23 protein-coding genes are annotated in these 20,677 nt (G+C 74.8%); 5 read left to right on the top strand and 18 right to left on the bottom strand.

Annotated features, from left to right (window positions below):
- Positions 1 to 7 precede the first annotated feature (7 nt).
- The gene (locus tag ACTWM8_RS13810; protein ID WP_446214173.1) at positions 8 to 1,276 is read right to left on the bottom strand and encodes a cupin domain-containing protein; all 1,269 of its coding nucleotides are present in this window, start codon (positions 1,274 to 1,276) and stop codon (positions 8 to 10) included.
- A gap of 4 nt (positions 1,277 to 1,280) precedes the next feature.
- A complete protein-coding gene (locus ACTWM8_RS13805; protein WP_441148188.1) occupies positions 1,281 to 1,571 on the bottom strand; it encodes a hypothetical protein in 291 nt (96 codons plus the stop codon).
- Between the two features lie 221 nt (positions 1,572 to 1,792).
- Between ACTWM8_RS13805 and ACTWM8_RS13800 the strand changes: the two genes are divergently transcribed.
- Both ACTWM8_RS13800 and ACTWM8_RS13795 read left to right on the top strand, forming a co-directional pair.
- Entirely contained in the window at positions 1,793 to 2,542 is a 750-nt protein-coding gene (locus ACTWM8_RS13800; protein WP_446214172.1) for a PIG-L deacetylase family protein, read from the top strand.
- Positions 2,543 to 2,551: 9 nt separating this feature from the next.
- Complete coding sequence (locus ACTWM8_RS13795; RefSeq protein ID WP_446214171.1) at positions 2,552 to 3,301, top strand: DUF72 domain-containing protein; 750 nt, start codon at positions 2,552 to 2,554, stop codon at positions 3,299 to 3,301.
- A 46-nt stretch (positions 3,302 to 3,347) separates the two neighbouring features.
- Here the strand turns inward: ACTWM8_RS13795 and ACTWM8_RS13790 are convergent, their stop codons facing one another.
- The 9 genes from ACTWM8_RS13790 to ACTWM8_RS13750 all read right to left on the bottom strand — a co-directional run bounded on the left by ACTWM8_RS13790 (position 3,348) and on the right by ACTWM8_RS13750 (position 9,325).
- Positions 3,348 to 3,776 (bottom strand): DUF2267 domain-containing protein, encoded by a 429-nt coding sequence (locus ACTWM8_RS13790; protein ID WP_446214170.1) that lies wholly within the window; start codon positions 3,774 to 3,776, stop codon positions 3,348 to 3,350.
- Between the two features lie 312 nt (positions 3,777 to 4,088).
- A complete protein-coding gene (locus ACTWM8_RS13785; protein WP_446214169.1) occupies positions 4,089 to 4,970 on the bottom strand; it encodes a DUF72 domain-containing protein in 882 nt (293 codons plus the stop codon).
- A gap of 51 nt (positions 4,971 to 5,021) precedes the next feature.
- Entirely contained in the window at positions 5,022 to 5,420 is a 399-nt protein-coding gene (locus ACTWM8_RS13780; RefSeq protein ID WP_088962383.1) for a TraR/DksA family transcriptional regulator, read from the bottom strand.
- 116 nt (positions 5,421 to 5,536) lie between these two features.
- A complete protein-coding gene (locus tag ACTWM8_RS13775; RefSeq protein WP_446214168.1) occupies positions 5,537 to 6,256 on the bottom strand; it encodes a uridine kinase in 720 nt (239 codons plus the stop codon).
- A gap of 87 nt (positions 6,257 to 6,343) precedes the next feature.
- On the bottom strand, positions 6,344 to 6,952 hold the full coding sequence (locus tag ACTWM8_RS13770) for a winged helix-turn-helix domain-containing protein (RefSeq protein WP_446214167.1): 609 nt from the start codon (positions 6,950 to 6,952) through the stop codon (positions 6,344 to 6,346).
- A gap of 279 nt (positions 6,953 to 7,231) precedes the next feature.
- Positions 7,232 to 7,708 (bottom strand): winged helix-turn-helix domain-containing protein, encoded by a 477-nt coding sequence (locus ACTWM8_RS13765; protein ID WP_446214548.1) that lies wholly within the window; start codon positions 7,706 to 7,708, stop codon positions 7,232 to 7,234.
- Between the two features lie 139 nt (positions 7,709 to 7,847).
- A complete protein-coding gene (locus tag ACTWM8_RS13760) occupies positions 7,848 to 8,342 on the bottom strand; it encodes a rhodanese-like domain-containing protein (protein WP_446214166.1) in 495 nt (164 codons plus the stop codon).
- A gap of 53 nt (positions 8,343 to 8,395) precedes the next feature.
- Positions 8,396 to 8,845 (bottom strand): cysteine dioxygenase, encoded by a 450-nt coding sequence (locus ACTWM8_RS13755; protein WP_446214165.1) that lies wholly within the window; start codon positions 8,843 to 8,845, stop codon positions 8,396 to 8,398.
- 105 nt (positions 8,846 to 8,950) lie between these two features.
- Positions 8,951 to 9,325, bottom strand: a complete 375-nt coding sequence (locus ACTWM8_RS13750; protein WP_446214164.1) for a signal peptidase I — start codon at positions 9,323 to 9,325, stop codon at positions 8,951 to 8,953.
- 64 nt (positions 9,326 to 9,389) lie between these two features.
- Here ACTWM8_RS13750 and ACTWM8_RS13745 point away from each other — a divergent pair, with 64 nt between their 5' ends.
- Positions 9,390 to 9,782 (top strand): ankyrin repeat domain-containing protein, encoded by a 393-nt coding sequence (locus ACTWM8_RS13745; RefSeq protein WP_446214163.1) that lies wholly within the window; start codon positions 9,390 to 9,392, stop codon positions 9,780 to 9,782.
- A 9-nt stretch (positions 9,783 to 9,791) separates the two neighbouring features.
- The gene (locus ACTWM8_RS13740) at positions 9,792 to 10,736 is read left to right on the top strand and encodes a DUF3500 domain-containing protein (protein ID WP_446214162.1); all 945 of its coding nucleotides are present in this window, start codon (positions 9,792 to 9,794) and stop codon (positions 10,734 to 10,736) included.
- Positions 10,737 to 10,742: 6 nt separating this feature from the next.
- Here the strand turns inward: ACTWM8_RS13740 and ACTWM8_RS13735 are convergent, their stop codons facing one another.
- From ACTWM8_RS13735 to ACTWM8_RS13705, 7 genes are all read right to left on the bottom strand, one after another.
- Positions 10,743 to 11,501 (bottom strand): class I SAM-dependent methyltransferase, encoded by a 759-nt coding sequence (locus ACTWM8_RS13735; protein WP_446214161.1) that lies wholly within the window; start codon positions 11,499 to 11,501, stop codon positions 10,743 to 10,745.
- A 144-nt stretch (positions 11,502 to 11,645) separates the two neighbouring features.
- On the bottom strand, positions 11,646 to 12,152 hold the full coding sequence (locus ACTWM8_RS13730) for a DUF2231 domain-containing protein (RefSeq protein WP_210778332.1): 507 nt from the start codon (positions 12,150 to 12,152) through the stop codon (positions 11,646 to 11,648).
- A 76-nt stretch (positions 12,153 to 12,228) separates the two neighbouring features.
- On the bottom strand, positions 12,229 to 12,969 hold the full coding sequence (locus ACTWM8_RS13725) for an ANTAR domain-containing protein (RefSeq protein WP_446214160.1): 741 nt from the start codon (positions 12,967 to 12,969) through the stop codon (positions 12,229 to 12,231).
- Between the two features lie 177 nt (positions 12,970 to 13,146).
- The gene (secA2, locus tag ACTWM8_RS13720; RefSeq protein WP_446214159.1) at positions 13,147 to 15,438 is read right to left on the bottom strand and encodes an accessory Sec system translocase SecA2; all 2,292 of its coding nucleotides are present in this window, start codon (positions 15,436 to 15,438) and stop codon (positions 13,147 to 13,149) included.
- Between the two features lie 110 nt (positions 15,439 to 15,548).
- A complete protein-coding gene (locus tag ACTWM8_RS13715) occupies positions 15,549 to 17,297 on the bottom strand; it encodes an ABC transporter ATP-binding protein (protein ID WP_446214158.1) in 1,749 nt (582 codons plus the stop codon).
- Between the two features lie 47 nt (positions 17,298 to 17,344).
- Positions 17,345 to 18,433: a zinc-binding dehydrogenase gene (locus ACTWM8_RS13710; protein WP_446214157.1), complete on the bottom strand. Its 1,089-nt coding sequence runs from the start codon at positions 18,431 to 18,433 to the stop codon at positions 17,345 to 17,347.
- Positions 18,426 to 19,439, bottom strand: coding sequence for a Gfo/Idh/MocA family protein (locus ACTWM8_RS13705; RefSeq protein WP_446214156.1), 1,014 nt, complete (start codon positions 19,437 to 19,439; stop codon positions 18,426 to 18,428). The genes ACTWM8_RS13710 and ACTWM8_RS13705 overlap by 8 nt, the downstream gene beginning before the upstream one ends.
- Before the next feature lie 251 nt (positions 19,440 to 19,690).
- Between ACTWM8_RS13705 and ACTWM8_RS13700 the strand changes: the two genes are divergently transcribed.
- The gene (locus ACTWM8_RS13700; RefSeq protein WP_446214547.1) at positions 19,691 to 20,671 is read left to right on the top strand and encodes a glucosyl-3-phosphoglycerate synthase; all 981 of its coding nucleotides are present in this window, start codon (positions 19,691 to 19,693) and stop codon (positions 20,669 to 20,671) included.
- Positions 20,672 to 20,677 lie beyond the last annotated feature (6 nt).

Here is a 20,677-nt window from a genome sequence, read left to right as displayed (position 1 = left end):
GAGGCTGTCAGGCGGGGACCGCGACGGCCTCGCGCAGCAGTCGGCGGGCCAGCACCAGCCGGTCGGCGTCGTCGTCCAGGCCGGGCAGGTCGCCCACCCGGGTGACGGTGCCGGTGAGCAGGGTGCGCACCGCCGGCTCGCAGGTGCCGGGCAGGGTGATGGTCCGGTCGGGCAGCCGCAGCGCCACCCGGTGGTCGGCGGTGGCGGTGAGCTGCCAGCGCAGCCCGGCCCGCGGGGCGATCCGGCTGTCGGCGTCGAGCGCGGCGAGCGCGGCGGCCTGAGCGAGGGGCCGGATCGGGGCCGGCCGGGCGGCGGACCAGGCGCGCTGCCGCAGCCGGGCGGCGACCGCCGCCGGGTCGACGCGCAGCAGCCAGTCCCGTAGCGCCTCGACGGTCTCGGTCAGCTCGGGCTCGACGGCGTCGGGGTCGGCGACGTCGGTGCCGAAGGGCAGCCCGGCGCGCAGCCGCGGATCCTCGGCGGCCAGGGTGAGCAGTTCCTCGACCATGGCGTACCGGGTCAGCGCGCGGATGCCGACGGTCAGGTGCAGCGAGCTGGACTCCTGCGCCTGCGCGCTGTGCAGCCAGCCGCGCGGCAGGTAGAGCGCGTCGCCGGGGGCGAGCACCACGTCCAGCGCGGCGGGCCCGTCGGCGGTGGCGGCGACCTCGTCGGCCCGCCCGCCCCAGGGCTGCTGCTCCAGCGGGTCGGGCAGCACCGGCGGGTGGATGCGCCAGTGCTTGCGGCCGTCGACCTGGAGCACGAAGACGTCGTGGGTGTCGTAGTGGGTGGCGAAGCCCTGGCTGCCGGCCGGGGTCAGGTAGGCGTTGACCTGCAACGGCTGGGACAGCGCGGCGCCGAGGTCGCGGGCGAAGTCGACCAGGGCGGGCCAGGTGCGGTGCAGTCCCTGGAGCACCAGCGTGGCGCCGGAGGCGTACAGCTCCAGCATCTTCTCGTCGAGGACCTGGTCGGTGATCTCGGCGCCGGCGCCGCCGCCGCCGGTGTAGCGCGCCGCCGGCACGAGCTGGCCGTCCTTGGCCACCCGCAGGAACGGGGTACGCAGACCCCGGCGGCTGAGCAGCTCGTCGGCGTCGGCGGGGCTGAGCAGGTCGGTGAAGCCGTCGGGGTTGGGCAGCTCGTCGGCGCGGGAGAGCAGCGGGGCCCGTCCCCAGTGGGCGGCGGCGAACTTCGCCGGCTCCACGCTGACGCAGCGCGCCAGGGCCTCGGCGGCGGACGGAACCGCCGGGCGGCCGTGACCGCCCGGCGGGTCGATGATCGTCATGACGTCAGCGCGCGCCGCCGTCGGCGCCGCCGTCCTGCTGACCCGGGGTCGCGCCACCGTCGGCCGGACCCTCGGCACCACCGTCGGCGCCACCGTCCTGCTGGCCGGGGGTCGCGCCACCGTCGGCCGGACCCTCGGCACCCCGGTCGGCGCCCTGGTCGGCGCCGCGCTCCGCACCACGGTCCGCGCCGCCGTCGGCGCCGCCGTCCTGCTGACCGGGAGTCGCGCCACCGTCGGCCGGGCCCTCGAGGCCGCCGCCGCTGGTGGTCTGCATGTCGTCGTCATTGAGTGCCATGGGTGCTCCCTCGGGTGTGCCGCCCCGCCACAGGCGGGGTCCATCGTGCAGCGGGTGGTACCCCACGCGCGATCTTCTCTAACCACACCGTAGACGGCGGGACCCGGCGAGCGGGACAGTTCGCCCGGCCCCGCCGGGGCTCACCTGGGCGGCACGAACCGGGCGCGGCGGCGACGGCGGTGCCAGGATGGGGGCACGGTACGTCCGGCAGGGAGGTCACCATGGGGCAGCCGCAGCCCGCACCGCTGACGCCGCTGGCCGAGGACTGGCAGCGCGCCCTGGCCGTGGTGGCCCACCCCGACGACCTGGAGTTCGGCGCGGCCGCCGCCGTCGCCCGGTGGACCGGGCAGGGCAAGGAGGTCGTCTACTGCCTGGTCACCAGCGGCGAGGCCGGCATCGACGGGACGACCCCGGAGCGGGCCCGGGTGGTCCGCGAGGAGGAACAGCGCGCCTCGGCCGCCGTGGTCGGAGTGACCACGGTGGAGTTCCTCGGCCAGCCCGACGGGCTGCTGGAGTACGGCGTGCCGCTGCGCCGGGCGATCGCCGAGGTGATCCGGCGGCACCGCCCCGACGTGGTGATCACCAACAACTTCCGCGACACCTGGGACGGGGCGTACGCGCTCAACCAGGCCGACCACATCGCGACCGGGCGGGCCGTGCTCGACGCGGCCCGCGACGCCGGCAACCGGTGGATCTTCCCGGAGCAGCTGACCGGCGGCGTTGGGCCGTGGAACCGGGTCCGGGAGGTGTGGGCCGCCGCCTCGCCGCTGTCCCGGCACGGGGTGGACGTCACCGCCACCTTCGACGCCGGGCTGGCCTCGCTGCGCGCGCACGACGCCTACCTGCGGGGCCTCGGCGACGGCGGGTTCGACCCGGAGGAGTTCCTGGAGAGCATCAGCCGCCCGGTCGGCACCCGGCTCGGGGTTCGCTACGGCGCCGCGTTCGAGGTCTTCCCGCTGGGCCTGCACTAGGCGGCAGCGATGATCCTGGTCGGCACCTCGGGATGGCAGTACCGCGACTGGCGGGAGCGCTTCTACCCGCCGAAGCTGCCCCAGCGGCTCTGGCTGGAGCACTTCACCACCCGGTTCGCCACCGTCGAGGTGAACAACGCCTTCTACCGCCTGCCCGAGCGGGACACCTTCGCCGCCTGGCGGGCGCGTACCCCGGAGGACTTCTGCGTGGCGGTGAAGATGAGCCGCTACCTCACCCACATCAAGCGGCTGCGCGACCCGGCCGAGCCGGTCGCCCGGTTTCTGGGCCGGGCCACCGCGCTCGGCGACCGGCTCGGGCCGGTGCTGGTGCAGCTCCCGCCGAACCTGCCCGCCGATCCGGAGGCGCTGGACGCCACCCTGCGCCTCTTCCCGGCCGAGGTGCGGGTGGCCGTGGAACCCCGGCACCCGTCCTGGTGGACGGCGCCGGTACGGCAGGTGCTGGAACGCCGGCGGGCCGCGCTGGTCTGGGCGGACCGGCGGGGCCGGCCGGTGACCCCGCTGTGGCGCACCACGGACTTCGGCTACCTGCGGCTGCACGAGGGCCGCGCACAGCCGTGGCCGCGCTACGGCCGGGCCGCGCTCGCCTCCTGGGTACGCCGCCTCACCGAGACCTTCGACGACGCCGAGCCGGCGTACGTCTACTTCAACAACGACCCGGGCGGGGCGGCCGTGGTCGACGCGGTGGCCTTCGCGGGACTGGCCCGGCGGGCGGACCGGATGGTCAGCCGGACGGCGTGAGGCGGCCCGCCCCGCCGAACGGGCGGGACGGGCCGTGGTCATCCGGTCACGGCATCATCCGTTGCAGGTCGCTCGGCATCGTGTCCTTCACGTCGTCCCACTGACCCTGGGTCACGTGCCGGCTCAGTGCGTCCAGCACCACCTGCACCACGCGCTCGGTTCCGCCCTCGACGTCGTACGGGAAGTGCCGCCGGACCTCGAGGAGGAAGTCGTCCCGATTGAGCTTGATCGGCACGTCCATCGGCTTCCAGCCGTCGAAATAGATCCCGCGGACCAGCACCGGCAACTGCGCGGAGAACTCCACGCTCTCCTGCACCGGCATCCGGTCGCGCAGCAGGTGCAGAACCGTGCGCAGCGCGCAGTAGGACTGGTTCCGTTGCTCCTTCGGCCAACCGTACGCCTGTTCGATGTCCTTGAGGATTATGTTCGTCTTCTCCAACGAGGACTCGAACGCCGATTGCAGCTGCTCAGCCATGTGTCCACCCCCGTGCGTCGCTTTCCCACCGTCGGTCGTCGTCGCGTCGCGGCGGGCCGCTCGGCCCCCGCCACGGCCGGGTCGGCCTGATCCGACCGGGCCGCTCGCCGCGCCGGGTGTTGCCGTCAGCCGTTCCGACCACGTGCAGCACACCGCCGCGTCGCCTGTCCGTCACGACCCGAACCGCCATGGGCCACCTCCGTCGCTGTCGGCCTCGCGGTCGCGTCGGTCGACGGACCGCAGACACCGCCCATGCTGTCCGTCGGTGAGGTGAGCCGGCGTCACCCGGACCGGGTGAACCCGGCGGCCGCCTCAGCCGGGCTCGCTCCCACCGAGCAGGCCGGCCAGGGTTGCCGCGTTGGTCTGGGCAAAATCGCGGTAACAATTGTTCATCAGTACGTGGGTCTGCCCGGCCGAGTCGGCCAGCTCGCGCAGCTTCGGCGCCCAGTCCCGCAACTCCCGGTCGGAGTAGTGGTAGCCGAACTTCTCGTGGATGTCCTTGCTGGTCCACTTGTCGCTGTGCCCGTGGAAGCGCACCACCGCGAGGTCCGCGGTGGCGGCCAGCACCGGGGGTACGGAGGAGCGGTGCCCCTGCGGCATGTCCACGCAGACGTACGGCAGCCGGTGCTTGCGCAGGAAGGCGACGGTCTCGTCGGCGTTGGCGCCGTCGAACCAGGAGGCGTGCCGGAACTCGAAGACCGGCCGCAGCGGGCGGCAGCGCCGCTCCACCTCCAGCAGGTACTCCTTGTTCTCCCGCTTGATGGTGAACCAGGGCGGGAACTGGAACAGCACCGCGCCGAGCTTGCCGGCCGTCACCAGCGGGTCCAGCGCGGACAGGAACCGGGTCCACACCTCCTCGTACGCCTGCGCGGGCAGGTCGTCCGGGTAGAGGTTCTTCTTCTCCGTCTCCGGGCGCAGGTCCTTGTAGAGCGCGGACACCTTCGTCGGGTGCCCGGTCAGCAGGCTGAACGCCTTGACGTTGAAGGTGAAACCCGCCGGGGTGCGCTCGGCCCACAGCCGGGCGGTCCGCTCGGCCGGCGGCGAGTAGTAGGTGGCGTCCACCTCGACCAGCGGAAAGCGCCGGGCGTAGTACGCCAGGCGCTTCTCCGGGTTGTCGGCGGTCTGCGGATACCACCCCGACTCCAGCAGGGTCCGGTCGGTCCAGGACGCGGTGCCCACCTTGATGTCACCCATGGAGAGAGTCCACCGCGCCCGGACCTGACCGGCAACCGCGACGCCCGCCGCTCAGGCGGCCCGCCGCTCCCGCGTCTGCTTGCAGGCCACACAGGAGGTGGCCGACGGGAAGATCTCCAGGCGCTCGACCGGGATCGGCGCCGAGCAGCCCTCGCAGAAGCCGTAGGTGCCCTCCTCCAGGCGGGTCAGCGCGTGCTCGAACTGGGCGCGACGATCGAGGATCGTGCGCAGCAACGACTGCGCGGTGTCCCGTTCGGCGGTCTTGGTGCCGCTGTCGGCCTGGTCGTCGCCGGCGGTGTCACCGACCTCCACCAGCCGCAGCACCTGGCTCTGCGCGACGGCCTGCTCGTACTCCGCGGACAGCTCGTCGTAGCGGGCCTGCAGGGAGAGTCGGATCTGGTCGATCTCCGCCTGGGATCGGCCCGTACCGACGGTGTCGTGGACGAGCATCGCTGCCTGCCTTTCGTGGGGCTCCGGCCCGGTCGGGCCGGTCGCCCGGATACGGTCCGCACGGGCGAGATCACCCGTGCTCTTTGAGCCGGGCGAATACCCACCTCCGCAGTGGATCAAACCGACGAGTTTTTCCGACCTCGGTCGACCGGTTCGTCCGGCTCGACGAGGGCCGGGTGCCGCGGGTCGTCGGCGCGGACCACCACGTCGGCGAAGGAGGCCGGGTCGACCTCGTCGGCGTAGCGGGCGAAGGCGGGCAGGGTCCAGCGCAGCTCCGGGTCGGTGCGCCGGGTCAGGGCGGCCGGCGAGAGCGCCAGGTGCACCGCGACGTCGAAGGGCAGCCCGCCGCCGAGCAGCAGCGCCCCGCTGACCAGCAGCACCGCGCCGGGCGGCAGCGGGACGTACGCGGCCCGGCTGGCCCGGTCGGTCGCCGGGTCCCAGAGGGAGGGCAGCACCCGTCCGGAGCCGCCCGGGCCGGCGGGGTCGAGCACCTCGCGGCGCAGCCCGGACTCGTCGGTCCAGCTCTCGTAGTACGCGTCCGGGTTGGTCCGACCCTGCTCGAAGCGGATCGAGGCGGGCCGTAGGAAGTCCTCGGCGCGGACATGCAGCACCGGGCGGCCGAGCGCGCGCAGCGGGTCGACCAGCGCCTCGGCGAGGCGCTGCGGCGCGGCGGCCGGCGGGCCGTCGACGGCGACCCGCAGTCGGCCCGGCCGGTCGGCCGCAACGTCGGGGCCCGCACCGGTACCGGGCGGGAGGCCCGGCTCGGTGGCGGCGGCGGCGAGCCGCTCGGTCAGCTCGGCGACGAGCCGCTCGGGCGAGATGGGTCGGACGCGCATCCGACCATGGTGCCCCGGCCGGTCGGCCGGTGCGGTCGATGGTGCCCCGGCCGGTCAGCCGGCGCGGTCGATGGTGCCCCGGCCGGGTCAGCCGGTGCGGTCGATGGTGACCCGGGCGTCGTCGGCGAGCCGGTAGCCGACCCCGTAGACGGTGGTCACCAGGGGGACGTCCACGCCGACCTTGCCGCGCAGCCGGCGCACGTGCACGTCGACGGTGCGGACCCCGGCGTGCTCGTACCCCCAGACCGCGTTGAGCAGCTGCAACCGGGTGAAGACCCGGCGCGGGTGGGCCACCAGGTGCAGCAGCAGGTCGAACTCCAGCCGGGTCAGCGGCAGCGGCTCGCCGTCGCGCAGCACGGAACGGGAGGAGGCCAGGATGTGCAGCGCCGGGATGGTCGGCGCGAGCGACCGGGCCGGGGACCGGCCGCCGGGCAGCGGCTCGGGCCGCCGCTCGGCGGGGACACCGTTGCTGGTGATGGTGCCCTCGCCGCGTTCCAACATCTCGCGGGCGGCCTCCAGCAGCCGGCGGGCCGGCGGGGTCAACGACTCCTCACACGCCAACGGGATGGACAGGGTCACGGTGAGCACGGGTGCGGCCGTGTTCGCCGGGCGGCGCTGGCCGCCGGGGGGACGACCGGGAACCGCAGGTTGGGACGTATGCCATCCGGCGCGCGACGAGGCGGGGCTGACCGACATGGTCCTCCTTGGCTGGTCCGGGTAAACCCACGGCCCGGGACGCCGCTTCATCGATGCTTCCCGGCCCCTGAGCGAGGGTCAAGGGGCGGCTACGTTGCATGAATGTGACAATTGACGAACACATCGCAGCCGAACCCTCGCTCTGCGTACGAGCCAGATGATTACAGCAGAGTCGCCGGGGTGCCCGGAGACGGGGGGTACCCGCACCGGTTCACATTGGCCGGTCCGACCCGACGCACCAGGGCGGACGGTCCCCCGGGCGCGCCGCGCGGCGACCGGTCAGCGGAACCGGTCGACCCGGACCCGGGCCTCGTCGGCCAGCCGGTAGCCGACGCCGTACACGGTGGTCACCAGCGGGGTGTCCGTGCCGAGCTTGGCGCGCAGCCGGCGCACGTGCACGTCCACGGTACGGGCCACGGCGTGCTCGTAGCCCCAGACGCTGCCCAGCAGCTGGAGCCGGGTGAAGACCCGGTGCGGGTGTTCGGCGAGGAAGAGCAGCAGGTCGAACTCGATCCGGGTGAGCGGGATCTCCCGGTCGCCCTGCCGGACCACCCGGGAGCCGGCCAGGATCCGCAGCGTGTCGGGATGCTCGTCGGCGGGGGCCGGCGCGGGCACGGCCGTGACCGCCCGTACCGGCACCGGCTCGGCCAGCCGGACCACGCCCTCCCCCGCCTCGGCCAGCTCGCCGAGCAGGTCGACCAGGCGGGCCAGCCGGGGCGTCAGCGGCGCGGCGGCCAGGTCGAGGGTGATGGTCAGCGTCGGGGCGGGCCGGGGCCGGGGCGGCCCGGGCCGGTCGGAGCGGCCCGGCGGGTGCGGGCGTGAGGTGATGGCGACGACGGACATCGGTGCCTCCTGAGATGACGGGTCGTCCGCCACGCCCGGTGGAGCGTGGCGGTCAGCGCGGCGCCCGGCCGGCGGTCACCGGGGGCGCGGTGGCCGGGGCGCCGGCCGGCGGGGTGGGGCCGAGCGCGGGCAGGCCGGCGATCCGCCAGGCGACGAAGCCGCCGACCACGTCGGTGGCCCGGTGCAGGCCGAGATCCTGCAACGCGGCCGCGGCCAGCGAGGACGTGTAGCCCTCCTGACAGATCACGACGACCGGCAGGTCGTAGCCGACCGCCTGGGGCAGCCGGGCCGGACAGCGCGGGTCGAGCCGCCACTCCAGCACGTTGCGCTCGATGGCCAGCGCGCCCGGCACGGTGCCGTGCGCGGCCCGCTGGGCGGCCGGCCGGATGTCGACCAGCAGGGCCCCGGCACGGTACGCCAGGTGCGCCGCCTCGGGGTCGAGCCGGCGCAGCCGGGCGCGGGCGGCGGCGAGGATCTCGTCGATGCCCCGGGATCCGGGCGGTGGCAGCGGCGGGCTGTCGGTACTCGGGTGGTGCTGCTGCGGCATCCTCGCGGTCCTTCCAGGAACGAGCCGGCGGGTGGGTGTGGGGGCGGTGGGGGTCACCGGGCGACGCCGGCCTCGGCCACGTCGGCGACCCGCAGCCGGCCGGCGTCGAGCCGGTAGCGGGTCATCCGGCGCAGCGCGGGCCGGTAGACGTGGACGCTGACCGCGGGCTGGTGGGCGCGGTTGGTCACCACGTGCACGTGCCGCGGGCCGAACCGTCGCCCGGCCCCGGCGGCCAGGCGGTGCGGGCGCAGCCGGGCACCGGACACCGTCTCCTCGGTGAGCTCACCGGCGACGACCAGGAAGGCGCCCGAGGAGCCGCCGTGGTCGTGCAGGTCGGTGCCCTGGCCGGGGAGCCAGCTCAGCGCCCAGACCTCGTGCGTGTCGGTGCCGGCGAGCCGGGCGTACCAGCGCTCGACCGGGTCGAAGCGCAGCGGCACCGGCCAGCCGGCCGGGTCGGCGTACGAGGCGGCGACGGCGAGCAGGTCGGTGTGCGGGTCGGTCATGGCGGTCTCCCGTGGTGATGCGTCCGGCCACCACTATAGAAGTCAAAGCCTATAGGTTTAGTAGGTAATACCGGATGCTGGGACGCCGAGCGGGAGCACCGGGGATCAGCGCGGGACCGGCGGGTCCACCCGGTAGCCCGGCACCGAGGGCCAGCGCACGGTCAGCACCACCGACGCCTGCTCGGCGTACCAGCAGTGGTCCACCCCGCGGCCCCACACCACGTAGTCGCCCGGCGTGCCCAGCACCACCGTCCGGTCCGGGAACTCCACCCGGAACCGGCCGCTGACCAGGACCAGCAGCGCGATCCGCCGCTCCCGGGTGGCCCACCGCGAGCGGGCCTCCCCCGGCGGGTGCACGCCCCACTTCACCTCGACCTCGGCGCTGTGTCGAGGGTCGCCGGCGGGCATGAAGTGCCCGAGCAGCCAACCGGCGTTGGTGGCACCGTCCACACCCGCGTTGCCGACGTACACGTCGTCCATGGCCCTCCCGTCGTGGGCAGGCAAGCTACCAGTCCGCCGGGCGGCGGCCGACTAGCCTGGACGGGTGACCGACGACCTGGACACCGAGACGTTGGCCTTCGCCCACCGGATGTTCGACCTGGCCCGCGCCGGTGCGACCGAGGAGCTGAGCGGCTACGTCGAGGCCGGCCTGCCGGTGAACATGACCAACGACAAGGGCGACACCCTGCTCATCCTGGCCGCCTACCACGCCCACCCGGCGACGGTGGCGGCCCTGCTCGGCCGGGGCGCCGACCACTCGCGCGTCAACGACCGGGGGCAGACCGCGCTGGCGGCGGCGGGGTTCCGCAAGAACGCCGAGGCGGTCCGGGCGCTGCTGGAGGCGGGCGCCGACCCGGCACACGGCAACCCGTCGGCGCTGGAGACCGCCCGCTTCTTCGACCTGTCGGAGATGCTCACCCTGCTCACCTCCCACTGAGGCGACACCATGGACGATCCCGTACCGGAGCGGATGCGCACGGCGGCCGGCGCGCTGCTGGCCACGCTCGACGAGCCGGCCCGCGCCGCCGCCGGGCACGCCTTCGACGACGAGGGCCGGCGGTGGCTGGAGTACCGGCCCCGGCCCCGCCCCGGGGTGTGCCTGGCCGACCTGGACCGCGCCGGGCGCAAGGCGGCGCACCGGCTGCTGGCCACCGCGCTGAGCCCACCGGCGTACGCCCAGGCGATGACGGTGGTGGCGCTGGAGGAGGTGCTGGACCGGGCCGAGGAGTGGCGACGCGGCCGGCACAGCGGCGACTACTGGGTGGCGCTCTACGGCGACCCGACCCGCGACGACCGCTGGGCGTGGCGGTTCGAGGGGCACCACCTGTCGGTGAGCATGACGGTGGTCGACGACGAGGTCTCCCCCGCCCCGCTCTTCCTCGGCGCCAACCCGGCCACCGTCCGGCACGCCGGGCGGCCCGTCTCCCGCCCGCTCGGCATCGAGGAGGACCTCGGCCGGGAGCTGCTGGAGGCGATCGGGCCGGCCGGGCGGGCCGCCGCGATCATCGCCGACGAGGCCCCGGCGGACATCGTCAGCGCGACCCGGCCGTCGGTCGACGGGCCGCTCACCCCGCTGGGCGTGCCCGGCGACCGGCTCGGTGTCACCGGCCGCGCCCTGCTCGACCAACTGGTGGCGCTCTACCTGGACCGGCTCCCCGCCGAGCTGGCGGTCCGCGAGGCGGACCGGCTCGCCGGCGGCGAGCTGCACTTCGCCTGGGCCGGGTCGACCCGGCCGGGTGGGCGGCACTACTACCGGGTGCAGGGCGACGACCTGTTGATCGAGTACGACAACACCACCGAGGACGGCAACCACGCGCACACCGTGCTGCGCCGCCCGGCCGGCGACTTCGGCGCGGACGTGCTCGCCGCCCACCACGCCCGCAGCCACTGACGCCGGTCAGGCCGGCCGGACCGCCTCGATCAGGAACCGGCGGGCGTGGGCGACGAAGGCCCCCTCCGCGCAGATCCGCCGGTCCAGCGCGGCGAGCTGCGGCCGGTGCCGGTCCACGTCGAAGCCCGGCGCCGTCCAGACGACCTTGCGCAGGAACCAGACCACCGCGCCGACGTCGTAAAAGACCGCCCGCAGGGTGGCCTCTTCGAGGCGGACCACGGACAGGCCCGCGTCCCGGGCGGCGGCCACGGCCCGCTCCGGCTGCCGGCCGGTCGGGGGCGGCAGCGGGCCGAGGATCGCCTCGCTCAGCTCCCGCATCGTGCCCGGGCCGATCTGCTGGGACAGGTACGCCCCGCCGGGGCGCAGCACCCGGGCGATCTCGGCCCACCCGGTGGCGACTGGGTGCCGGCTGGTGACGAGGTCGAAGGAGGCGTCCCGGAACGGCAGCCCGGACGCGGGGCCGACCTGGACGACGGTGGCGCCGACCCGGCGCAGCGTACGCCGGGCGACCGCGACGTTGGGCGGCCAGGCCTCGGTGGCGACCAGCAGCGGCGGCGGGGCCGGCGCCTCGGCCAGCACCTCTCCCCCGCCGGTGTCGACGTCCAGCGCGGCGGAGACCGCCGCCAGCCGGGCCCCCACCAGCCGGGCGTAGCCCCACGGCGGGCGTTCCTCGGTGGCCCGGCCGTCGAGCCAGGAGAAGTCCCAGCCGTGCACGGGCGCGGCCGCCGCCTCGGCGACCAGTTCGGCGAAGGCGCGCTCTGCCATCCGGCCACCCTGCCGGGCCCGAGGGGTGGCCGACAACCGGATTCCGCCGGCCGCGGCCGACCCCGGGTCGGGGCGGAGCCGGCCCGGGGGCCACCGCCACCTCGCCGACGTGGGCCGGCGAACGGCCCGGCGCGAGCGGCGGGGTCAGGCGCGGGGGCGGATGATCTCCACGGTGGCGCCGGCGGCGGGCACGCCCTCCAGGGCCTCGAAGCCGCTCGGCTCCCGGCGGCCCGCGTCGAACTGGCGCATCAGGCGGGCGCCCAGCCGGACCCCGACCGCGCCGACGGCCAGGGCGACCAGCTCGGTGATCACCAGGACCGCGGTGGCGCCGCGCTGCGGCGCGTCGGCCCGGATCAGGCAGGCCAGCAGGAACAGCGCGGCCATGCCGGCGTTGACCAGGTTGAAGGTGACCATGGTGCGGCGGGTTCGCCCGGCCCGGACGTCCCAGAGGTCGACCATGCCGGCCACCCCGGCGAGCGCGGCGGCGACCAGGGCGGCGACCGCCGTCCAGTAGCCGACCTCGCCGAGGAAGGCCGGCCCGCCAGCCACGTCGGCGAGGTCGAAGAGGACCGCGCTGACGAAGAGCCCGAACGGGAACGTCACCAGCATCGGTTGGATCGGATGCCCCTGCACCCGCAGCCGGCTCTCCATCGGTTCCTCCCCAGGTTTCGTGTCAGCTCACGAAACCAGGGTGCTACCCGGGCACCAGTCCGGCGAAACGACGCGCTCAACCCTCCCGGGGACGCGACACCGTGGCGACCAGGCGCTCGGCCACCTCGCGCAGCGGGATGTCCAGCGAGGAGGCGGCGTTGCGCAGCACGTCGAGGGCCTCCGGCGCGGGGCACCCGCGCTGGGTCATGATCACCCCCACCGCCTGGCCGACGACGCCCTTCTCCAGCAGCGATTCGTCCAGCTCACCGGCGCGCTCGGCCTGCTTGACCCGGTCACGCACGGCCGCCAGCAGCAGGCCGGCGTGCTCGGCGAGCAGCATCGCGGTGAGCTGGTGCCGGGTGGTGAAGGTGCCGGCGGAGTCGGTGTAGAGGTTGATCACCCCGATCGCCTGCTCGTCGACGTCGACCGGCGCGGAGATCACCCCGCGCACCCCGAGGCCCCGCGCCCGGGCTGTCCAGCCCGGCCAGCGCTCCTCGACGGCGAGGTCCTGGGCGACGGTCATCTCCCGGCGCCCGATGGCGCTCATCGCCGGCGACTCCGGGCCGTGCCGCAGGTCGTCCAGCTCCGCCAGGCCGGGGTCGGAGGCGGCCACCCCAGCGGGCTCCCCGGCCCGCAGCGCGGTGAAGCCGCACCAGGTCACGTCCGGTACGGCGTCCCGGGCGATCCGCACCAGCCGGGCCAGCGCCTCGTCGAAGTCGTCGGCCGCGATCAGGCCGGCGGTCAGCTCGCGCAGCAGGCCGGCGGTCTCCAGCACGCCGAGGGTGTCGATCGTCGGCTCCCGCATGTCCAGGTTCACCGGCGCACGGCCCCCGCGCGCCGACCGATCCCGTCGACCGGCCCCATTGCCTGTCCCATCGTGTGATCTCCCCTGACTCATGAGCCCCGGGCTTCTACCCTCGCAAACCAGGATCGAAACCGCGTAAAGGGGTCCCTTCCGGCGCGGACCCGCGCCGGAAGGGACCCCGATGACCGCTCAGCGAGCGGCGGAGAGCCGCCGGCCGACCGAGGCGATCAGCCGGTCCAGCTCCGAGCCGAACGGGTTGTCGTGGACCAGGTACGTCCAGGTGGCGGTCGGCCGCACCAGCTTGGCGGCGTCCGGCTCCCAGTCGGCGTCGAACTCGGTCTCGGTGAAGGTGGCGAGGGTGCGGGTCTCGATCTCGGGGACGAGGTCGTTGAACGCCGGCACCGCCGCCCGGTGGAACTCGTCCAGCGGGTCGAGGCGGCCCAGCGCCCGCAGGTGCACGCCCTCGCGGACCTCGGAGAGCTCGGCCAGGTGCTCGGCCCAGAGCCGGTCGAGGTGGTAGAGGGCGATCGACCGGGCCACCCGGGCGAGCAGGTCCTCGTCCATCTCGCCGGCCTTGTCCGGCACCCGGTCGAGCAGCATCAGCGCGGCCACGTCGCTGGTGAGCAGCCGCTCACGGCGCTCCGCGAGCGCCTTGCGCTGCTGCTCGATCACCACGCTGTACCGCCAGGTGTTGCGGTGGATCTCGTGGTTGACGCCCTCGGCCACCCGCTGGGCGTGCTCCACGGCGTAGTCCACCTGCTCGTCGGTGACCAGGCCGTCGGCGTTCATCCGCGGCGAGGCCGGCACGCTGTCGCTGGCGTGCCGGACCACCAGGTCGTCCTCCAGGCTGGCGAAGAAGACCGAGCCGCCCGGGTCGCCCTGCCGGCCGGCCCGGCCGCGCAGCTGGTCGTCGACCCGGCGGCTGTCGTGCCGGCCGCTGCCGATCACGTACAGGCCGCCCAGCTCGGCCACCCGGTCCCGGTCGCTCTGGTCGCTGCCGCCGAGGCGGATGTCCACGCCCCGGCCGGCCATCTGGGTGGAGACGGTGACCGCGCCGTACGCGCCGGCCTCGGCGATGATCGCCGCCTCCTCGTCGTCGTTCTTCGCGTTCAGCACGACGCAGGGCACCCCGGCGGCGTGCAGGCCGGCGGCCAGCCCCTCGGACTCCTTGACGTCCAGGGTGCCGACCAGCACCGGCCGACCGGCCTGGTGGCAGCGCGTGATCTCGTCGATCAGCGCCTCCTCCTTCTCGGCCCGGGTGGCGTAGATGCGGTCCGGCTCGTCCTCCCGGACGCAGGGGGTGTTCGGCGGGATCACCGCCACCTCGAGGCCGAAGAACTCCCGCAGCTGGTCGCCGACGAGCACGGCGGTCGCGGTCATCCCGCAGACCGTCGGGTAGAGCGCGATGTACGCCTGCACGGTGACGGTGCCCAGCACCTCGCCCTCGGCCGTGGCGTCCAGGCCCTCCTTGGCCTCGACCGCCGCCTGCAGGCCGTCCGGCCAGCGGCGGCGCTGGGCCACCCGGCCGCGCATCTCGTCGATCAGCTCGACCGAGCCGTCCCGGACGATGTAGTCCACGTCGCGGTGCAGCAGGGCGTGCGCGTGCAGCGCCACGTTGACCGCCGAGAGCTGCCCGACGTGCTCGGTGTCGTACAGGTCGATGCCGCCGAGCTTCGCCTCGACGGTGGCCAGGCCGGCGGCGGTGAACGCCACGCTGCGGCCGTCCTCGGCGACGGTGTAGTGCTTGCCCTTGCGCAGGCCGCGCACCAGCGCCGCGGCGGCGTGCACCGGGTCCTGCTCGCCGGCGACCGCGCCGGCGAGCACCATCGGCACCCGGGCCTCGTCGATCAGGATCGAGTCGGCCTCGTCCACGATCGCGGTCTTCAGCGGCGGCTGGACCCGGTCGGCGAGGTCGGTGACGAGCTGGTCGCGGAGGAAGTCGAAGCCGGCCTCGCTGACCGCGACGTACGTCACGTCGCAGGCGTACGCGGTGCGCCGCTCCTCGGGGGTGGAGGCCTCGTTGACCCAGCCCACGGTCAGCCCGAGCAGCCGGTAGACCGGCGCCATCCACTCGGCGTCGCGGCGGGCCAGGTAGTCGTTGACGGTGAGCACGTGCACCGGCCCGTTGCCCAGCCGGACGTGCCCGTACGCGGCGATGGTGGCGGTGAGCGTCTTGCCCTCACCGGTGGCCATCTCGGCGACCTTGCCCGACAGCAGCGCCATCGCCCCGAGCAGCTGCACGTCGTACGGCCGCTGGTCCAGCCCGCGGCGGGCGGCCTCGCGGCCGATCGCGCAGATCTCCGCGTACTCCGTGGCGGCGCCGGCGGCCTCGGTCAGCTCGGCGTCGTCGAGGGCGGACAGCTCGTCCTCGCGCGCGGCGATCTGCGGCAGCAACTTCTCCAGCGGGGCCAGGTCGACCGTCGTCCCCGGGCGCTGGAGGAACCGCCGGAACCTGCTCTTCAACCGTTGCGACACACCCATGAGCGGCAACGGTACGCGAACCGGCCGGGCTGTCGCTGCCCGGCTCGTCCGGGGCGTCCCGGGTGTCCCCGTCGCGGCACGTCCGGGCAGGTCAGGGGCGGCGGGTCGGGTCAGCTCACCAGCAGCTGGTGGGCGGCCAGCTCGCGGTAGAGCGGACTGGTGACGGTCAATTCGTCGTGGGTGCCGACCGCGACCACCCGGCCGCCGTCGAGCACCACGATCTGGTCGGCGTCGACGACGGTGGCGAGCCGGTGCGCGACGATCAGCAGGGTGCGCCGCACGGCCACCGCGTCGATGGCCCGGCGCAGCGCCGCCTCGTTGCGCGCGTCGAGGTTGCTGGTCGGCTCGTCCAGCAGCAGCACCGGCGGGCCGGCGAGCAGCGCCCGGGCGATCGCCAGGCGCTGGCGCTCGCCGCCGGAGAGCAGCACGCCACCCTCCCCCACCTGGACGTCCAACCCGGCGTCGGTGCGCTCGGCGAGGTGGCCGAGGTTGACCTCGTCGAGGACGGCCAGCAGCGCGGCGTCGGTCGCGTCCGGGGCGCCGATCAGCAGGTTCTGCCGCAGCGTGCCGGCCAGCACCGGAGCCTCCTGCTCGACGTAGCCGAGCCGGGCCCGCAGGGCGTCGCGGGGCAGCCGGCGCACGTCGACGCCGTCGAGCCGCAGCGACCCGGAGTCGACCTCGTAGAAGCGCTCCACGAGCGCGAGCAGGGTCGACTTGCCGGCTCCGGAGGGGCCGACCAGGGCGGTGCGGCTGCCGGCCGGCACGGTGAAGCTCACCTCGTGCAGCACCGGGGCAGCGTCCGGGTAGCCGAACCCCACCCGGTCGAACTCGATCGCCGCCGGGCGACCGGCGGACGGGGCCGCCGCCGGGTCCGCGCCCTCCCCGGCGTCCTCCGCGGGTACGGCCAGCACCTCCTCGATCCGCTGCAACGCGCCCAGCCCGGTCTGCAACTGGGTGTACGCGTGCACCGCCTGGCCCAGCGGCAGGACCAGGAAGAACAGGAACATCACGAAGGCCACCAGGTCGCCGACGGTGATCGCCCCGGCCGCCACCCGGGCTCCGCCCACGCCGAGGACCAGCAGGAACGCGCCCTGGATGGTGACCGTGCTGACCGGGCCGACCACCGCCTGCACCCGGGCCACCCGCAGCCCCGCCGCGTACGCCTGGGCGGCGCTCTCGCCGACGGCCTCGGCCTCGCGGTGCTCGGCCCGGGCGGCGCGGATGGTCCGGGCGGCGGAGATGGCCCGCTCGACGGCGGAGGTCATCTCCCCGACGCGCTCCTGGGCGGCGCGGGACAGCCCGCGCACCCGGCGGGCCACGGTGAGCGCGAAACCGACGCCGGCGGCCACCCCCAGCAGGGTCACCCCGAACAGCACCGGGTCGAGCAGGGCCATCGCGCCGGCCGCGCCGACCACCATCACCGCGCCGGTGACCGTCTCGAAGAGCCCGGAGGTGACCACGGCCCGCAGCAGGGTGGTGTCCGAGCCCACCCGGGAGAGCAGGTCGCCGGTGCGGCGCCGGTCGTACTCGACGATGGGCAGCCGCAGCAGGTGCCCGGCGAGCCGGCGCCGGGTGCCCAGCACGACGCCCTCGGCGGTGCGTTGCAGCAGGAAGTCGCGCAGGCCGCCGAGGGCGGCGCCGGCCACCACCAGGGCCACCAGCGCCGCCACGAGGCCGGCGACCGGCCGGGCCGCCGCCATCTGGTCGAGCACCTGGCGGGTGAGCAGCGGCTGCGCCAGCGCGGCGCCCGCGCCGGCCAACGACAACGCGCCCACCACGGCGAGGGTGCCGCGGTGGGCGCGCAGGTACGGCAGCAGGGCGGCCAGGCCGGCGGGCCGGCGGACGGCGGCGGTGGTCATGGGCCGACCGTAGCCGCCCGCGCCCAGCCGGGTGCCGGATGCCCGGCTCAGCCGGTCAGCACCACCTGGAGTTCCTGCCGGCGACGCTCGGCCAGGTCGGTCAGCAGGGCGGGCGCCTCCTCCATCGGCGCCACCGCCGAGACGAGGTGCTTGCGGATCACGTCGCCGTACTGCCGCAGCAGCTCGATGGTCTCGGCGGAGAGCCGTTCCCGGTCCCAGGTCGGCGTCAGGCCGCGCGGCACCCGACCGATCTGGGCGCAGCGCAGCGAGAGCCCGTTGTGATGGAACTCCTCGCCGAGCCGGACGGCGTCCGCGCCGTCCTGGTAGAAGGCCAGGTCGATCACGGTGCCCTGCGGACGCAGCAGGCGCAGCGCCAGGTGCAGCGCCCAGGCCTGGCCGCGGCACTGGAACACCACGTCGGCGCCCCGGTCGCCGGCGGCATGGTTCCACCGGGTCTTGAGCACCACCGCCGGGTCGTCGGCCTCCGGGTCGAGCGTCTCCAGGCCGAGCGCCTCGGCGACCTGACGGCGCTGCGGCGTCGGGTCCAGCACCACCACGGAGGCGCCGCCGTGCCGCTTGGCGAACAGGGCGGTGAGCAGGGCGACGACGCCGCTGCCGACCACCGCGACCCGCCGGCCGCGCACCCCGTCGCCGAGCGAGCGCACGTCGGTGCCGCACAGGTCGGCGGCGGCGTGCAGCAGGCCGTTTGCGCAGATCGGGCCCATGTGCGCGACGTAGATGCCGAGCAGCGGATCGAGGTCGTCGGGAAGCGGGACGAACCGCTCGGCGACCGGGTCGGCGACGTAGCCGGTGCGGTGGCCGTACGTCATGGCGCCCACCGTGCCGACTGCGACGGCCGGGGTGCGGCTCTCCACCACCCGGCCGACCTGCATGTAGCCGAGCCGGGTGACCGGGTACGGGGTGCTCGCCGCACCGGGCTGGAACAGGCCGAGGTCGGGGTTCCAGGTGACGTTGAGGTACGGATTGGTGCCCTTGACGAAGCTCAGTTCGGTGCCGGCGGAGACGCCGCTGTAGAGCGTCTCCACCCGGAAGGTGCCCTCGCGCAGCTCGGCGGCGTCCTGTTCGGCCAGTTCGACGGCGCCGGGGCCGCTGACCACCACGACCTTGTCACGCATCGACGCTCACCCCCGCGGTGGCCAGCGGCGCCGACGCCGGGCCGGTCGGCAGGGTCACGGCACGCCCGGTCCGGGCCGACTCGGCGACCGCGAGGGCCAGCCGCTGGGTCCGCATCGCCTCGGCGTACGGCACCCGGACGTCGTCGCCGACGCCGGTCACCGCGTCGATGAAGGCCCGGTCGACGGCGATCCGGGCACCGTCCGGATCGGATTCGATCCGGCGCTCCCCGTCGGCGTCGCAGATCACCAGGCCGTCCTCGGCCAGCGACAGCGCCAGGCCGTCGGCGAGGATCTCCAGCCCCGCCCGGTGCTTCCAGGTCAGCACGCAGGCCGCGGCGAGGGTGCCCACCGCCCCGTTGGCGAAGCGCAGCGTGGCCGCGGTCACCGAGTCGATGTCGGCGCCGTCGACCGGCGGCGGGTTCCCGTCGCCGTACGCGGTCACCTCGACGGCCTCGCCGACCAGCGACCGCACCAGGTCCAGCACGTGCGCGGCCTGCTCGACGACCGGGCCGCCGGAGCGGTCCCGCACCGCCCACCAGGCCACCGGGGGGATCTTGTCCAGCCAGGAACCGTTGACCATCCGCACCGGCCGGTCGGCCAGCAGCTCGCGGGCCTGCTCCACCACGTGCAGGTAGCGCCAGTGGTGGCCGACGGCGGTGAGCAGCCGCTTCTCCTGCACCAGCGCGGCGATCCGCTCGGCGGTGTCCAGGTCGACCGCGACGGGCTTCTCCACGAACATCGGGACGCCGGCGGCGATGACCGCCTCCTCCACCGGCCCGTGCGCGAACGGCGGCACGCAGACGTACACCGCGTCCGGTCCGGCGGCGAGCAGCTCGTCCACGTCGACGAAGCTCCGGCCGCCGTACGCGCCGGCCAGCTCCGCCGCCGCGTCCCGGGACACGTCGTGCACCCCGAGCAGTTCCACGTCCTCGAAACCGCTCAACACGCGGGCATGGCGTTGCGCCACCCCACCGGCCCCTACCAGTCCCACCCGGCACGTGCGCATTCCACCGACCCTCTCGACACTGTTCTCCGACTCGCGGGAACAGCACTCCCCCCACCGCCCGAACGCGAAACCCCGTGCGTTCGGCAATGAACCGTTCATCTGCCGGGAACCGGCTGGTGCACGGTCCGTGATCAAGCTGTTAGGCATGATCCGGTTAGCACGCGGGCGGAGATGGGAAAACCATATCCGCGTTTCCGCCACGATCTGGGGGTGTGCCAGTGCGGGATACAGATTCGATCGTCTCACCAGTGGTGGAGGCATGGGCGACTTACCGGACGACTTCGGCCGACGACTGGCCGACGCGGCGGCTGATGCGGGCCAAGGGTGACACCCGGGTCAGTGTGGTGCTGCCGGCCCGCAACGAGGAGGTCACCGTCGGCGCGATCGTGTCGACGATCCGCGAACACCTGATGGACCGGGTCGCCCTGGTCGACGAGCTGATCGTGGTGGACTCCCGGTCCACCGACCGGACCGCGCAGGTGGCCCGGGCGGCGGGCGCGGAGGTGGTCAGCCAGGACGCGATGACCCGGGGGCTGCCCCGACTGACCGGCAAGGGCGACGCGCTCTGGGCCGGCCTGGCCGCCGCCGAGGGCGACGTGGTCGCCTTCATCGACGCCGACCTGCGCGAGTTCCGTCCGCACTTCGTGACCGGCCTGATCGGACCGTTGCTGACCGATCCGTCGGTGGACTTCGTGAAGGGCTTCTACCACCGGCCGCTGGTCGGCGCCAGCAGCGTGGAGGCCGACGGTGGCGGGCGGGTGACGGAGCTGATGGCCCGCCCCCTGCTCAACCTCTTCTGGCCGGAGCTGGCCGGTTTCGTGCAGCCCCTCGCCGGCGAGTACGCCGGACGCCGGGAGGTGTTGGAGCAGGTGCCGTTCGTCTCCGGCTACGGGGTCGAGACAGCGATGCTGATCGACCTGCTGGAGCTGGTCGGCCTCGACGCCCTCGCCCAGGTCGACCTCGGCGAGCGCAAGCACCGCCACCAGGACACCGCGGCGCTGGGCCGGATGTCCGCGCAGATCATGCACACCGCCTGGTCGCGGTTGCAGCGCCGCGGCTGGGCAAGCCCCGGCACCATGCCGGCCACCATGCTGACCCAGTTCCGCCGGGGCGGCTCGGACGCGCTGCCCAACCTGGACCGGGAGATCGTGGTCAGCGACGTCTCCGTGGAGGAGCGTCCGCCGCTGGCCCAGCTGCGGCACCGGGTGCCGAGCCGGCGGGTGGCGGCGTGAGCGGCG

This window comes from Micromonospora sp. IBSANI012 (assembly GCF_052814045.1).
This window is presented reverse-complemented; position numbering and strand designations above follow the sequence as displayed.